The 14,545-nt window shown below is 65.7% G+C and carries 11 protein-coding genes; 6 read left to right on the top strand and 5 right to left on the bottom strand.

Annotation, left to right across the window (positions count from 1 at the left end; genetic code table 11):
• Positions 1-259 precede the first annotated feature (259 nt).
• Positions 260-1,045 carry a class I SAM-dependent methyltransferase gene (locus tag AADZ55_RS03805; protein WP_165759332.1) on the top strand — a complete coding sequence of 262 codons (786 nt, stop codon included), beginning with the start codon at positions 260-262 and terminating at the stop codon, positions 1,043-1,045.
• 343 nt (positions 1,046-1,388) lie between these two features.
• Here the strand turns inward: AADZ55_RS03805 and AADZ55_RS03800 are convergent, their stop codons facing one another.
• On the bottom strand, positions 1,389-4,022 hold the full coding sequence (locus AADZ55_RS03800) for a GH92 family glycosyl hydrolase (RefSeq protein WP_085323539.1): 2,634 nt from the start codon (positions 4,020-4,022) through the stop codon (positions 1,389-1,391).
• Positions 4,023-4,205: 183 nt separating this feature from the next.
• Here AADZ55_RS03800 and AADZ55_RS03795 point away from each other — a divergent pair, with 183 nt between their 5' ends.
• Positions 4,206-4,889, top strand: coding sequence for an LpqN/LpqT family lipoprotein (locus AADZ55_RS03795; RefSeq protein WP_085323540.1), 684 nt, complete (start codon positions 4,206-4,208; stop codon positions 4,887-4,889).
• Position 4,890: 1 nt separating this feature from the next.
• Here AADZ55_RS03795 and AADZ55_RS03790 read toward each other — a convergent pair whose 3' ends face one another.
• A complete protein-coding gene (locus AADZ55_RS03790) occupies positions 4,891-5,835 on the bottom strand; it encodes a class I SAM-dependent methyltransferase (protein WP_085323755.1) in 945 nt (314 codons plus the stop codon).
• Positions 5,836-5,969: 134 nt separating this feature from the next.
• Between AADZ55_RS03790 and AADZ55_RS03785 the strand changes: the two genes are divergently transcribed.
• Positions 5,970-6,455: a hypothetical protein gene (locus AADZ55_RS03785; protein WP_085323541.1), complete on the top strand. Its 486-nt coding sequence runs from the start codon at positions 5,970-5,972 to the stop codon at positions 6,453-6,455.
• An 87-nt stretch (positions 6,456-6,542) separates the two neighbouring features.
• The gene (locus tag AADZ55_RS03780) at positions 6,543-8,054 is read left to right on the top strand and encodes an alpha/beta hydrolase (protein WP_341286298.1); all 1,512 of its coding nucleotides are present in this window, start codon (positions 6,543-6,545) and stop codon (positions 8,052-8,054) included.
• On the opposite strand, the gene AADZ55_RS03775 is transcribed toward AADZ55_RS03780, so the two are convergent.
• Entirely contained in the window at positions 8,029-8,799 is a 771-nt protein-coding gene (locus tag AADZ55_RS03775) for a Mut7-C RNAse domain-containing protein (RefSeq protein WP_085323543.1), read from the bottom strand. The two genes, AADZ55_RS03780 and AADZ55_RS03775, sit on opposite strands and share 26 nt — an antisense overlap.
• Before the next feature lie 147 nt (positions 8,800-8,946).
• On the opposite strand from AADZ55_RS03775, the gene AADZ55_RS03770 reads away from it, so the two are divergent.
• Positions 8,947-11,151 carry an FUSC family protein gene (locus AADZ55_RS03770; RefSeq protein ID WP_085323756.1) on the top strand — a complete coding sequence of 735 codons (2,205 nt, stop codon included), beginning with the start codon at positions 8,947-8,949 and terminating at the stop codon, positions 11,149-11,151.
• Between the two features lie 17 nt (positions 11,152-11,168).
• Here AADZ55_RS03770 and AADZ55_RS03765 read toward each other — a convergent pair whose 3' ends face one another.
• A complete protein-coding gene (locus AADZ55_RS03765; protein WP_085323544.1) occupies positions 11,169-11,954 on the bottom strand; it encodes a VOC family protein in 786 nt (261 codons plus the stop codon).
• A gap of 13 nt (positions 11,955-11,967) precedes the next feature.
• Positions 11,968-13,272: a TIGR03086 family metal-binding protein gene (locus AADZ55_RS03760; RefSeq protein ID WP_085323757.1), complete on the bottom strand. Its 1,305-nt coding sequence runs from the start codon at positions 13,270-13,272 to the stop codon at positions 11,968-11,970.
• Between the two features lie 99 nt (positions 13,273-13,371).
• On the opposite strand from AADZ55_RS03760, the gene AADZ55_RS03755 reads away from it, so the two are divergent.
• On the top strand, positions 13,372-14,538 hold the full coding sequence (locus AADZ55_RS03755; protein ID WP_085323758.1) for an FAD-binding domain: 1,167 nt from the start codon (positions 13,372-13,374) through the stop codon (positions 14,536-14,538).
• Positions 14,539-14,545 lie beyond the last annotated feature (7 nt).

Raw genomic sequence — 14,545 nt, 5'->3', positions numbered from 1 at the left:
GCGATTGGTTGGCAGCCGAGTTGGAGGCCGCCTACTACTGCGAATACCAGCCCCACCGCCCGGTCGGGAACTCACAAACAAGGCGACCGGACACACCTGGGAGATTCATTCGACGCTCGACTGTCTACCGAAATGTTCGCCCCGTTCGGTAGACTTGAGACGTCGCAATCCCAACAATCCACTGCAGGACAAGCGCTTCCGTACATCTGGACGCCTACACCCCCAATCGGTTAACCGTCCAGGCTAGGAGATGAGAGTCATGAGCTGGGTCGAAGCCGGGCGAGCTTGGGGTGAACGTGCGCTCGATTGGGCTTATCTGTGCGAGGCCTTCACCCGCCAGGTCAACGAAGAGCTGTTCAGACGAGTCAGCGTCGGCCCGGGCACGAACCTAATTGATATTGCTTGCGGTTCAGGGTTCGCGGCCAACCTAGCTAGAAACCTGGGCGCCAACGTGACAGGAATTGATGCCTCGGAGGCCTTAATAGCGATAGCGCGATCACGCACTCCCCAGGCCGATTTCCGGGTCGGTGACATGTTTTCACTGCCTTTTGACGACAACAGTTTCGATGCCGCTGTCAGTTTCAGCGGCATCGGAATCGGGTCTCAAAATTCACTGTCGGAGGCCGCCCGGGTGGTCCGGCCGGGCGGTCTTATTGGGTTCAGCTTCTTGGGTTCTCCCAAACGGATCGGCCTTGCTCCCTGCTTCGAAGCAGTGTTGCGTTTGTCACCACCAAGTCATGCCGTTGCTGTTGCGGAGCAAGGCAATACGGGTCGCCCAGGCGTTGCTGAACAGCTGCTAGCCGAGGCAGGCCTATGTTTTGTTGAACGGGGAATCGCATTGGGGATAAGTGAGTGGCCTGACCTTGACATCGCGGTTCGGGCGCTCGCGTCATCGGGTACCTCCTGGCCCGCGTTAAAGCGGGTCGGCTACAAGCGGTTCGCCGATGCGATCCGCGACGCACTGAGTCCTTCACTCGTAGATGGTATTGGTCTACGCATAGTCTCAGAATTCGGTTGGATTACAGGGCGTGTCGTCGGTAGATGACCTGCTGCTGTTTGCCGCATTCCGGGTTCATGAGGTGCGCTAGCGACCCTTGATCGCTGGGACGTGGAGAATTGTCTTGATTTTTTGCTGCGTTCGGCAAGGCTCGGGCTCTGTGGACAGTTTCGGTGATGTGAAGCAAGGCTTTTCGTATTGGCGTTGGAGCTGGCGGCTGGTTGGCGGCGAGCAGCGGAAGCAGCAAGCGGTCGTGCAATCGGTGTAGAAGATCGCAAACCGTAGGGGTGGCCACCCCGTTGAGACGGAGGCGGGCCAGATCGTAGCCGGCCCGGTTGGTGGTGTAGGGGATAACCTCCCCACGCGAGCAGTTCCCTCCTGTGGCAAACGATCATTCAACGGCCTGGGCGACCACAACCAACACCATCAATGTCCTTGCGCTGTCCCCGGCCGTGGTCGTCACATACATCGGGTAGTACCCGACGGGAACTGATCGGGCCGCCGTGATGACGACCGAAGCGGTCACCGATCCGTCATCGTCGAACTGCCCAGACACGGGTGCCGCGGTAATCCCATCGCCGTAGGACGTCGCGGTAACTGTGTAATCGCCGACGCCGTCGATCATCCGTTGCGCGTCGACGGTCACGGTTCCGGTCCCCCCCGGCGCGATCTCGACGATGGGGAAGGAGATGTTGGCGGTCACTGCCGAGCTGCCCGCGCCGAACGACGGGGGCACGGCGGACTTGGAGGTGCCCCAGACCTTGTCGGGTTTACCGGCGAGCGAGAAATTGAGGTTGCCCCCGGTGCGGACGATCGACTCCGGAAGAAATGTTTGATCGGTTGGTTGGCCGTCGATGCTGAGGCCATCGATGTACTTCATGCGGTTGCGCCCGGATGCGCCCGGCGCGGTGATCCGGATGGTTTTACCCGTGGGGAGCGCGATCACGGCGCGATCGAACAGCGGTGTGTTCACGGTCAGGATGGTGGTTCCCGGGGTGCTCGGGTACAGGCCGAGAGCGGCCCAGACATACCAGCTGGACAGCGCGCCGAGGTCGTCGTTGCCCGGCGCACCGCCGGGTGTGGGACCAAACAGCCCGCGCACCCGATCGACCGTCCGCTGAGTCTGCCACGGTTGGCCGATGTAGTTGTACAGCCACGGCACCCCGAAACTCGGCTCGTTACCCGCCCACAGATAGGGCTCGTTGGGGCCCACATTGAGCTTCTTCGTAAAGCGGTCGAGCCGGTCGGCCACTGCCTTGCGGCCACCAAGAGCGGTCACCAAACCGGCGACGTTATGCGGCACCCACCACAGGTACTGTTCGGCGTTGCCCTCGTCGTATCCGGTCTGACCGAAGCCCGAGGGGTGTTTCACGAATCCGGGACCGTCGCGGAAGAAGCCGGCCGCGCTACGCGGCGAGATGTAGCCGGTGGTGGGATTGAACAGGTTCTGCCAATACTGCGACCGGTTCTGGAATTCGGCGGCGGTCGCGGTATCACCCAGCGAATCGGCGAATCGGGAAATGGCAAAGTCATCGACCGACCACTCGAGCGTGATCGAGGCGCCGGCGATCCGACCGTTGGCGCGGAACTCTGCCGTTTGTGGTCCGTAGCCAAGCTTGAGGTAGGCAGCGATGCCCGGCCGCTCGACGTAATCGTTGAGTCCGACCCCGCCCTGGGTCGCCGCATTCACCATGTAGCGCAGCGCCATCCTGTGGTCGAAATCCCGCGCGCCGAAGGCGTAGAGGTTCACGATGAGCGGTACCACACTGTCCCCGCTCATCATGCCGGTCGCGGAATTCGCAAGCGCCCAACGCGGATACGCACCGCTCTGCTCGGCGTCGTTCAACAGCGATCGGACCATGTCGCTGGCCCGCTGCGGGTACAGCAGTCCCTGCAGCGGGGCAAGGCTTCGGTAGGTGTCCCAGTCGGAGAAATTGGCGTAGTGGGTATGGCCACTGGCAACGCTGTGGATGACGCCGTCGAATCCGATGTAGCGTCCGTCCGCGTCGTTAAAGGTGTTGGGGTGCAACAGCGACCGGTAGAGACAGGTGTAGAACGTCGCCACGTCGCCAGGGCCCCTGCTGGCCACCGCGATTCGCGACAGCGCGGCGTTCCATTCGGTCGATGCCGCCGCACGAACGTCGTCGAAGCTTGCTCCGCGTTCGGCGGCGAGGTTGGCTCGCGCCCCATCCACGCTCACGTAGGAAAGTGCGGTGCGCACCTCGAGCACCGAGCCGGCCGGAAACTCGACATACCCGCCGCTATAACTCGAATTCACGGTGGGCGAGCCGGGGTAGACCGCGTAGCCGTCCCAGGTGCCATATGAGCTGAACGGCTGGCTGAACTGCATAGCGAAGTAGACCGTGTACAGGTTCTTCTTGCCGCAGAACCCGCCGCTGGTCGCCGAACCGGTGATCGTTGTGCTGTCCTCGATCCGCAGGGTCGCGGCGAAGTTGCCCGCCAGCGAAGCCCCGGAGCGCACATGGAACAGCGCGGGCCACCCATTGCGGGGGTAGCTGAACCGACCGACGCCGGTGCGCGTGGTCGCGGTGAGCTCCGCGCGCACTTCGGTGGCGGGGAACCGCACGGTGTAGTAGCCGGGCACGCCCACCTCGGTGTCATCGTGCGCGATCTCCTCCCAGGTGCTCCAGGGCTGCGAGCTGATCGGGGTGGTCGTCGGCAGCATCGAGATGTCGCCGAACGCCGGGCAACCCACCGAGGCGTGGGTCATGCTGAATCCGGTGGAGCGACGATTGTTGTAGTCGTAGCCGGCGTAGTTGTTGACGGTGTCGGGCGAGTACTGCACCATGCCGAAGGGCACCGAGGCGCCAGGGAAGTGGTTGATCTCCCCCACTATCTCGCCTCCGGTGCCGGTGCCGATCAGCGTGTCAACGTGCTCGACCGGATTGGCGACGAACACGGGCTCACCGTCGTACGCCGTGGGCACCCCGACAATGAACGGAACAAACAGGCCCGTCGCGGCGAGGAGTGCGGCGAGAGCTCTGCGTGTCTTGCGTGCCCGCATAGCTGTCTCTTACTGCATCGACGCATAGTCGCGCGGCCTTTTCGCTGCGAAACACGGGGAGAAATGGAAGGCGCGATAACGCCGCCGGTACCCGAGCAATACCGGCCTCGTTTCGCGCCAGTTCGGCTAGTCTCAGTTCGACCCGACCGGCGGGGTGCCGGCCCAATCTGCGGGAGATGCAATATGAAGCACTTCACGGCGGCAGTCGCGACTGCGGCGCTGAGTCTGGCACTGGCTGGTTGTGGCTCCGACACCAAGACCGAGCACGCGACAACCACGACGGCAACCACGACGTCCTCGCCGACGTCGGCAACGACACCGTCGGCGACGACCTCGGCTCCTGCAGCGGGAGCCAACTACACCATCGCGGACTACATCCGGGACAACCACATCCAGGAGACCCCCATCCACCACGGCGATCCCGGCTCCCCGACCATCGACCTGCCGGTGCCCAATGGTTGGAAGCTGCTCCCGGAAAGTTCCGGCGCACCGTACGGGGGCATCGTCTACGAACAGCCCGCGGATCCCAACGATCCACCCACCATCGTTGCCCTTCTTTCCAAACTCACCGGTGACGTCGACCCGGCGAAGATCCTCGAATTCGCACCCGGCGAGTTGAAGAACTTGCCCGGGTTCGAGGGCAACGATGGAACGGCGTCCACGCTCAGCGGCTTTAAGGCATGGCAACTCGGCGGCTCCTATACCAAGAACGGCAAGCTGCGCACCGTCGCGCAGAAGACGGCGGTAATTCCGACACCCAACGGCCTGTTCGTGCTTCAGCTTGACGCTGACGCGCTCGACGACGAAACGGTCCCGTTGATGGACGCCACCGACGTCATCGACGAGAAAACGACCATTACCCCCTGACTCAAGCGCCGGATCGCACCGCGGCGACGAACACGCTCGGCGGCGCGCCGTCGTCAAGCTGCTCAGGCACACTGCGCCCATACCCGGCCATCAGCTTGTCGGCCGGCGCCGCGGATACGTCCCAGCCATGCCCGCGCAGCATGTCAGCGACGTCGGTGCGGTCCTCGAAGTACCACAGGTCTTCGAAATCCGGCACCTCATGCTGTCCGGCTTTCGCCGCGACCTCGCGATAGCACCGCATCAGCGATCGCTGCCGTTCCCGGACGTCGGGGTTGTTGAAGTCGGGGCCGGGCGCCTCGACGGCGATGCGGCTGCCGGCGACGCTCAATGCGAGAACGCGCTCGAACAGCAAATCCTGGGCCGCCGCCGGCAGGAATGGCAACAGCCCCTCCGCCAACCAGGCCCCGGCCGCCGAGGCGTCGAATCCGGCCTGCCGCAACGCCGCCGGCCAGTCCTGGCGGAGATCGATCCGAACCGCGACGTGGTCGCAGGTCGGCTGCGCGCCATGGTCCCGCAACACTGACGACTTGAACTCAAGCACCTTCGGTTGGTCAAGCTCGTAAACCGTGGTCCCGTCGGGCCACGGCAACCGCCACGCCCGCGCGTCCAGGCCGGCCGCCAGGATCACCACCTGCCGCACGCCGGCTCGGGTCGCATCGAGGAGGAATCGGTCGAAAAACGCTGTGCGCGAAGCCATGTAGTCGACCATCGCCCGCATCCGCAGCGCCGCTTCCGGCACCGCCTCGGTGAGCTCGGGCGGTAGCTCGCCAGCCCCGAACATGTTCCACATACCGTCACCGGCAGCGTCTAAGAACACCCGCGCAAACGGATCGCTGATCAGCGGGTTCTCGCTCTCGGTTTCGGTGGCGCGGGCCGCCGCCACCCCGAGAGCGGTCGCCCCCACGCTTTCGGTGATCTCCCAGCTATCGTCATCGGTTCTGGCCACGGTCACCCTTCCTCCTGATACCGACAGTACGTGAACCGGGCGAGCAGTTGGTGCACCGAGGCCGCCGTGAGCAGTGGCGTCGACTTCGATCGGTGTCATAGCCTTCGACCCCCGATTGGCCTTACGGTGTTGGCATGACAGAACAGTCGTATGCCGTCGATATCGGGCACCCGCCGTCGGCCCTACTCCGTCTCGTCAACCCGCTCCTGGGCGCCCTGTTGCGCACTCCGCTGGCGGGCCCGCTACACACTCAGCTGATGGTGTTGAACTTCACCGGGCGAAAGACGGGACGGCAGTACTCAATTCCATTGAGCGCCCACGTGATCGACAACGATCTGTATGCGCTGACCGGCGCCGGCTGGAAGCACAACTTTCGTGGCGGCGGCGCGGCCCAGGTGGTCTACGACGGCAAAACGACTGCGATGCGTGGCGAACTCATCCGCGACCGTGCGGTCGTTTCCGATCTCTGCTTGCGGTGCGCACAGTCCTACGGCGTCAAGCGCGCCCAAACCATGATGGGATTGAAATTCCGCGACCAGCGCATCCCCACCCTGGAGGAGTTCACCGAAGCGGTGGATCGGCTCCAGCTGGCAGCCGTGCGGCTGACTGCAACCGACTGACCGTCGCTGGCCCAAACTTTGTCGCGCGCGAGAATATTTGGCGGTTCACACCCTCGGGCAGCGGCTTGGCGCCTGCTCTCGGTGGTGATGGTTGCCGCCGGGCTCATCTCGTGTGCGTCGCCCGCCGACAATGCCGCCTATCAGACGTCATATGTGTCAACCCCCTGTCCGCAGCCGAACTTCCCCGGTGTGCCGCAAGCCGATTTGGGTTCGAACTACAGCTGCGGATATCTCACGGTGCCGGAGAACCGCCTCGATCCGAAGAGTCGGACGATCCGGATTCTGGTCGCCAGGGTGAAAGCGGTCAGCGACAAACCGCGGCCGGACCCCATCGTCTATCTGGCCGGGGGTCCCGGTGGTGCCGGTACGCTGAGCGCGCCCGGCGTGGTCGCCGGCGGAATGAATGCCGACCGCGACGTCATTTTCGTCAACCAACGGGGCACCGTTCATGACGACCCGCACCTGAGCTGCCCGGAGATGGACGACTTTACTGCCCGAGCCGTGGATCTGGTCTTCGAAGCCCCGTCGACGGCAGACCTGGACGCAGCGGCCGTCGCTGCCTGCCGCAAGCGGCTGGCAGCGACGGCCGCTGTCGATTTCGCCGCCTACGGCTCCAGGGAGAACGCCGCCGATATCGCCGACCTGCGAGTGAAATTGGGCATCGATCAATGGAACGTCTACGGCGTCTCGTATGGCACCGATCTGGCCCAGCAACTGCTGCGCACACATCCCGCCGGCATCCGGTCGGTGGTCTTGGACTCCGTTGTCCCACCGGCTCTGAACCTCATCGACCGCTGGTGGGAGGCCCCCGCCAGCGGCCTCGCGGCGATCTTTCAGGCATGCGCCGATCAGCCGGCCTGCGCTGCCGCCTATCCGGACCTGCCGACGGTATTCATCAATACCGTCAACAAGTTGAGTCAGACACCGCTGGCGGTCACCACCACGGGTCGCGCCGATGACTCGGTCCACGTCACCATCGACGGGTTCAAGATGGTCCCCCTGCTGCTCGACTGGAGCGCCGACCCCAGCAAGGTGGCCGACGTGCCGCGGATGATCTTCGGCCTGGCGAACGGTGATGGCAGGCTGGCGGGCGCTGGGATCGCCGCGACCGCCCCGCCCCCGCCGGAACGCGGGCTTTTGGGCGCCGGGCTGGCGTTGGGGGCCTACTGCCAGGAGATGGCGAACTGGACCACCCCGGAGCAAGCCCTGTCCCAGGCGCGGCGAGCGATGCCCGGCCTCCCCGATTCGGTCCTGCGGATCACTCCGACCGGCAGTTGGATTTTCCGCGAATGCCAAGCGTGGGGACTGGGCAGGTCCGACACCGCCGATCGCCTGCCGGTATCGAGCGCCGTTCCCACGCTCATCCTGTCGGGCACGTTCGACGCCAGCACCGCACCGCACTGGGTCAGGGAGATCACCCCCGGACTCAGCAACGCCAAGGCGTTGCGCTTCCCGGGCGTGGGCCACGGGGTGCTACCGGCTTCGGCTTGCGCCCAGGCGATCATGACGGCGTTCGTCGATGACCCGCACCGCGAGGTCGATCAGTCCTGTATCGCGCAAACCACCCCGACCTTCAGCCTCCCGGAGCCGCAGCGTTAGTCAGCCGGTCGCGCAGTCGTTCGACCAGTCGGACCAACCTCGCGTGATGTGATCCCGGCCAGTAGATCCGTCCGCATTCGCGGCAGCGGCCGAATGCCTCGTAGTACCGGCGGGTCAACGGTTCCAGCTGGTCGATCACCTCGGCTTTGGCCACCGCGGCCAACTCGCCATTGCATCGCAGACACCGGGTGAGCGGCGCCAGCCTATTTCTCAGGTCCAACCGACGTAGCACCTCAAGCGCCTGTTCCTCGGGGTGCTGGGAGTGGACGAACAGACCATGGGTGAGCGCCCGGCGCTTTAGCAGGGCGCGGTCGCGGGTCAGCAGGATTCGCTGCTGGCCAAGACTGATATCGGCCAGCGCCGGATCGTCGGCGTCACTCGACCACCATGCGTCAAAGCCCAGCAATCGGAGCAGCCACGCCAGCCGGCCGAGGTTGACGTCGACGACGAAGCGCGGATTCCGCAGCGGCACCGGCCGCAGTCTGGCGGTCGACCCGATGTCGAGGGCTTCGAACATGGGGTAGGCGGCGATGCGGTCGCCGACGGCCGGCCGGTGCGAAAAATCGGCAGGGTCGCCGTTCACCAGGATGAGATCGACCTCGGTATGCGGAATGCCCATCGCCTCCAGCACATCCTTGACCGTCTGGTGGCTGCGGAACGGCCGGCGCACCGTCAGACCGCGCGACCGCGGTTCCACGAACCCGTTGAGCTCCGCGTATGCCCGGACCTCGACGTAGCCGGCCATGCCTCATGCTCTCCCCGCCAGAGGGCCGGGCGCAATGCCCGGTGGCGCGGCTACCGGCACCGGTCTGCGACCGCGCACCAACGGCACTACTCTGCGAGCGTGGCAGGTGCACCACAGCGCGGCAACCGTGGCAGCCTCGCCGGATCGATGATTAAGCATTTCGAGCAGTTGCGCACCTGGGCGAGCGGCTCCGATCCCGGGTTGTTCCGACTGCGGTTGGCCGCCCGGACGACGGCCGCGCTGGTGTGCGCCCTGGCAGTTCTCTACCTGCTAACCAGCGCAACGAACCAGCCATTGACCGTCTCGCTGTTCGGCGTCCTTATCACCATGATCGCGGCACGATCCGTGCGGGAGCCGGACCCGCATCGCCAGCAGGTCACGATAGCGCTGCTGCCGGTTGTCGCCACACCTGTCATCACCGCGGCCACGCTGCTCACGCCCCACAAGGTGGCCGGCGACATTGTCTTCGTTGTGATCGTGTTCGCGGCGGCCTACGTCCGCCGCTTCGGGGCGCGGGGCAGGGCGCTGGGGATGGTCGCGGTCATGGCCTATTTCTTCACCTTGTACCTGCGGGCCAGCACCACCGAGCTGCCTTGGCTGATCGCGGCTGTCCTGGTGGGCACGGCCTGCACCTTCGTCATGAGCGCCTACGTTCTGCCCGATCGACCCGAGCAGGTGCTGCGAGCCACCATGCGGGCCTTGCGGGCGCGGATGGCGCTGGTCATCGACTCCGCCACCGACCCGCTGCGGGTCGGCCACCTCGACGAACGGCGGCACCGACGGGTGCGCCTCCGGATGGTCGGGCTCAACGAGACCGCGTTGCTAATCCAAGGCCAAGTAGACGACAACGTCAGTCCGGCTGCGCTCTGGGTCGGGGTCACCGGCGAGCACCTGGCCCAGTGGTTGTTCGACGCCGAACTCACCGTCGAACGCGTCGCGACCGCGGCCATCCGCGCCGCGGCCGTTGCTTCGGAGATACCCACCGCCACCCGCGTCCAACTGGTGGAGGCGCTCGCACAGCTAGCGAGCGCCATCCGGTTACCCCAACCTGACGGGCTGCGGCGGGCCGCCAGCCTGGCTGCTCAGCTGCGCGATCAGCACCGCGCCCCAGACGACAACCCGGGCGCAACAGCGGTGCGGCGACTGGCGCTGGCGATCATCGACGCGGCGGCCGCGGCTGCCGAAGTCCGGGTAGCCGATGAGCACTCCGCCACCGCGGACACCGAGGTCGATGCGAGCATCCCACCGCCGGCACCCGAAGGTTGCCACGCCGGTGACGAACTGCACTGGGGTCTGCGGCCGACAACCCGGCAGGCCATCCAGGTAGCCGTCGCCGCGTCGCTGGCCATCGTCGCCGGCGAGTTGGTGTCCCCGGCGCGCTCATACTGGGCGGTGATCGCGGCGTTCGCGATGTTCTCCGGCACTACCTCCTGGGGCCAAACCGTCCGCAAGGGCTGGCAACGCCTGCTCGGCACCCTGCTCGGCGTGCCCTGTGGGGTGCTGATCGCCACCTTGATCTCCGGAGAAGCCGTCGCGTCGATCGTCTTGATCCTGGTCTGCGTGTTCTGCGCCACCTATTTCCTGGATGTCGCCTACAGCCTGACGATCTTCTGGATCACCACCATGTTGGCGTTGCTTTACGGTCTGCTCGGCCATTTCACCCTCGAGGTGCTACTGCTGCGGATCGCTGAGACCGCGGTCGGCGCCGCCATCGGCGTCGTGGTTGCGATCGCGGTGCTCCCAACCCGGCTGCGAGCCTCCGTCCGCGACGACACCCAAACGTTTTTGACGACCCTGTCCCAGCTGATCACGTCGTCCGTCGCGACCCTGCTGGGCAACCCCGCACCCAACCGAGCGGCCGCGAGCCCAACCGACACGGCGCGTCGACTCGACCGGGACCTGCACCAGTTGCGGATTACCGCCGCGCCGCTGCGGGCCGGCGTCGTCGGTGTCGCCGGGCGCCGTAGCATCCGGCGTAACATGCGGCTGTTCACCGCGTGCGATCGCTACGCACGGACGCTGGCCCGGTCCAGCGAACGATGCGAGGACGCCGCCGGCTCCACCCAGCTGGCCGATGCCGTCACGTCGGCGGCTGCGCAGGTCATCCACAACATCGACGCGTTGGTCACCGCCAGCGACGGCACCCCGACCGCGACCGTCGTGCCCGCAACCGACCATCTCGACTCCGCTGAAACTCTCGCGGGGCGAGACCGTTTGGAGCTGCGGCCCGATGGTCAACGACTCCGCGCCGCGTTGCGCGCGCTGCGCCAAATCGACCGGGCCGTGGTCACCGCGGCAATCGACCTCGGCGCGGTCGACGGCCTGCGACTGACGGATGACGCCTCGAGCTGACGTGTACGGCGCTTGCCCTACTGCTGCGGTGCGGGCGTCAGCAGACTGAATATCGCGCCCTGCGGATCGGACAAGACGGCGCACCGTCCCACCGACGGAATGTCAAACGGCTCCACGGTGATCTGACCACCCGCCGCGGCCGCCTTGGCGGCCGTGGCGTCGGCGTCGTCCACCGCGAAATAGACATGCCAATGATTGGGTATACCGGGCATCGGCGGTTCCATACAGCCACCGACATCCGTTCCGGCTGCCTTGAGCACCCGGTAGTTCTGGCCCGGAGCCATCTCGATCGTCGAGTGGGTCAGGCCAACCACCGCTTCATAGAAGACCAGCGCCAAATCTGGTTTCTCCGTGAGCAATTCGTTCCAGATGACCGTGCCCGTCTCGTTGACCAGCGTTGCGCCGATGTGTTGATCGGCCTGCCACAGTCCCACGGCCGCGCCCGTCGGATCGGCGATGAACGACATTCGGCCGGCATCGCCGATATCGAAGGCAGGCATCAGCACCTGACCTCCCGCGGTCACCACCTTGTCCAGCACGGCATCCACGCCGTCCACCGTGAGGTAGGTGTTCCAGATCGGCGGCATGCCCTCCGGTGCGCCCGGAGGCATTGGCGCGATGGCGGCCACGGTTTCCCCGTTCAAGGTGGCCATGGAATACACCCCACCGCCACCGGGCATCGGGTTGTCGTCGTAGCTCCAGCCGAAAAGCGTTGTGTAGAACCCCTTGGCGGCCGACTGATCGGTGGTCTGCAGGTCAACCCAGTTCGGCGTGCCTGGCGCGTATTCGGTTCTCTTGGGCATGGTTGACCTTTCGCTAGTTGGTGGATACGGGAGCGATGGCCGGCCGGCGGCCGGTGAAAGCGATCAGTCGATCCAGGACCGCGGCGTCGGGCGGGACCGCCACTGCCTCGGCGAAGCCCGCGTAGTTGCGGGCTTGCGGGGTGATGACCTGATGGGCCACCCCCAATACATACTCCGACACCGGCTCGGATACCGCCAGCGGCCGCCCGGCGGCAATGGCGAAGTCCCAAGCGTGGATGAGGAATTCGAGCGACAGGATACCGACGGGCATAGTCGGGGGCACCTGGTTCGAATTCAGCTCGACCGTGCCGTCCAAACCCCGTCGGCGCCACGCCTGAAGCACCACCTGTGCCGCGTCGGCAACCTGAGTCTCCAGTGGCGCGTCTTTGTCGCGGGGCGGCAGCTGCGCGCCCGCCGCCCCGCCGATAATCGTCAGGGACCGCATCAAATGATCCGCCAGTTGCGAAACGTCATATTCCGTGCACGGCGTCGGCGCGGCCAGGTCGGTGGCATCCATCCCGCGCAGCACATGCTGAAGAACAGCCAAAGTTGCTTCGGTGCAGGACAATTCGTCGAGCGGATCGGGCGTTGCGGCCCATTCGTCGGGACCGGCGTCACCATGCTTGCCAGCGGCGACCAGCCGGTCCAGGAAGTGGTTCCATCCTTCGGCGTGACGCGCGGCCTGCTCCTCGCTCAGCCCGTCGTGGACCAGCCGGACCTCGGTGCCGCCGCCAACCGGGGTCAGCGTGACGGTCACGGTCGACCCGCCCGGCGGTGGGTCGCCATGATCCTCCCAACCCCAGGTGAAGACGACCCGCTTGCCCGGGTCGACGTCGACGACCGCGCCGGACGCGGTGTGGCCGGGCGTCACCGTCCATCGATAGGAACCGCCGGCGCGCAGTTCGACGCGCGCGGCGACGGCCATCCAGCGCCGAAGCCGGTCGGGCCGGGTGATCAGCGCGAAGGTCTGTGCTGGGGCCAGGGGCACGACGACTGTTTTTTCGAACGCCATGGCGAAGTCTCCTCGTGACGATGGGTAGTGGGTGGCGTCGGCGACGAGACGGTCCAGCTCGTCGTTCCAGAACGACTCCAGGAGCGCGCGAAGCCGCAGCACCCCGCGCTCGTCGAGCCGGTAATACCGTTCCCTCCCCTGCTTGCGGGCAGTGACCAGACCCACCTCGGCAAGGATCGCCAAATGCTGCGATATCGCTGAACGGGTGACCGGGAACTGCGACGCGAGCCGGGTGACGGTGCATTCGCCCGGCGCCAGGAGCTGCAGCAGCCGGCGCCGGGTCGGCTCTGCCGCGACTTCCAGCATGTCGGGCACACGTCAATACGTTAGCGATTCCTAACGTATTGATCAATGGGTTGCGGAGTGGCCGAATCACGCCGAGCACCGTTGCAGTACAAAGGCTGTGTGAAGGTAGCGATTAGCGGTGCCGGCGTGGCGGGCGCGGCGCTAGCCCACTGGCTGCACCGCACCGGCCACACTCCGACGGTGATCGAGCGGGCGCCGCAGTTCCGCACCGGCGGCTACGTGATCGACTTCTGGGGAGTCGGGTACCAGGTGGCCAAGCGTATGGGCATCGGGGACTCGATCCGCACGGCCGGTTACCACATGGAACGCGTCCGCTCCATCGGTCGCAACGGCGAGGTCAAAGCCGACCTGAGCGTCGACGTCTTTCGCCGCATGGTCGGCGACGACTTCACCAGCCTGCCGCGCGGCGACCTGGCCGCCGCGATCTACGCGACGATCGAAGACAAGGTCGAAACGATCTTCGACGACAGCATCGTCACCATCGACGAGCACAGCGACGGCGTCCACCTCACCTTCGAAAGGACCCCGCCCCGCGATTTCGACCTGGTCATCGGCGCCGACGGACTGCACTCCAACGTGCGTCGCCAGGTCTTTGGCCCGGACCCAGATTTTGAGCACTACCTCGGCTGCAAGGTCGCTGCCTGCGTGGTCGATGGCTACCGACCCCGCGACGAGCTGAGCTATGTGCTGCACAACACGCGCGACAGACAGCTGGGGCGTTTCGCGTTGCGCGGCGACCGCACCATGTTCCTGTTCATCTTTCGCGCCGAGCACGACAGCCCAGGCCTGGCACCAAAAGATGAGCTGCGCAATCAGTTCGATGACGTCGGCTGGGAAGGCCCGGACATTCTGGCGACCCTCGATGACGTCGACGACCTGTACTTCGACGTGGTCAGCCAGATCCGCATGGACCGCTGGTCGCGCGGCCGGGTACTGCTGATCGGCGATGCGGCCGGGTGCATTTCGCTGCTCGGCGGCGAGGGCACCGGCCTGGCGATCACCGAGGCCTACGTGCTGGCCGGGGAGCTCGCGCTGGCCGGGGGCGACTACCGTCGCGCCTTCGATGCCTACGAGGCACGGCTGCGCCCCTTCATCGAAAGCAAGCAAGCGCGCGCGGCGCGGTTCATCTGGTTCTTCGCCACCCGAACCCGATTCGGCCTATGGTTTCGCAACGTGGCGATGCGCACGATGAACTTTGAGCCGCTGAGCAAGTTGTTCGCCGGCAGCATGCGTGATGAGTTCGATCTGCCCGACTACGACATGTAGACCCGGC

It is taken from the genome of Mycobacterium decipiens, assembly GCF_963853665.1.
Lineage (GTDB): Bacteria > Actinomycetota > Actinomycetes > Mycobacteriales > Mycobacteriaceae > Mycobacterium > Mycobacterium decipiens.
This window is presented reverse-complemented; position numbering and strand designations above follow the sequence as displayed.

Excerpts from the sequence above, each read along its gene's own strand:
- AADZ55_RS03775 (WP_085323543.1), bottom strand. The coding sequence starts at position 8,799 with ATGGCCGGCTACGTCGAGGTCCGGGCATACGCGGAGCTCAACGGGTTC.
- AADZ55_RS03800 (WP_085323539.1), bottom strand. The coding sequence starts at position 4,022 with ATGCGGGCACGCAAGACACGCAGAGCTCTCGCCGCACTCCTCGCCGCG.
- AADZ55_RS03805 (WP_165759332.1), top strand. The coding sequence starts at position 260 with ATGAGCTGGGTCGAAGCCGGGCGAGCTTGGGGTGAACGTGCGCTCGAT.
- AADZ55_RS03770 (WP_085323756.1), top strand. The coding sequence starts at position 8,947 with ATGATTAAGCATTTCGAGCAGTTGCGCACCTGGGCGAGCGGCTCCGAT.
- AADZ55_RS03780 (WP_341286298.1), top strand. The coding sequence starts at position 6,543 with ATGGTTGCCGCCGGGCTCATCTCGTGTGCGTCGCCCGCCGACAATGCC.
- AADZ55_RS03795 (WP_085323540.1), top strand. The coding sequence starts at position 4,206 with ATGAAGCACTTCACGGCGGCAGTCGCGACTGCGGCGCTGAGTCTGGCA.
- AADZ55_RS03765 (WP_085323544.1), bottom strand. The coding sequence starts at position 11,954 with ATGCCCAAGAGAACCGAATACGCGCCAGGCACGCCGAACTGGGTTGAC.
- AADZ55_RS03785 (WP_085323541.1), top strand. The coding sequence starts at position 5,970 with ATGACAGAACAGTCGTATGCCGTCGATATCGGGCACCCGCCGTCGGCC.
- AADZ55_RS03760 (WP_085323757.1), bottom strand. The coding sequence starts at position 13,272 with ATGCTGGAAGTCGCGGCAGAGCCGACCCGGCGCCGGCTGCTGCAGCTC.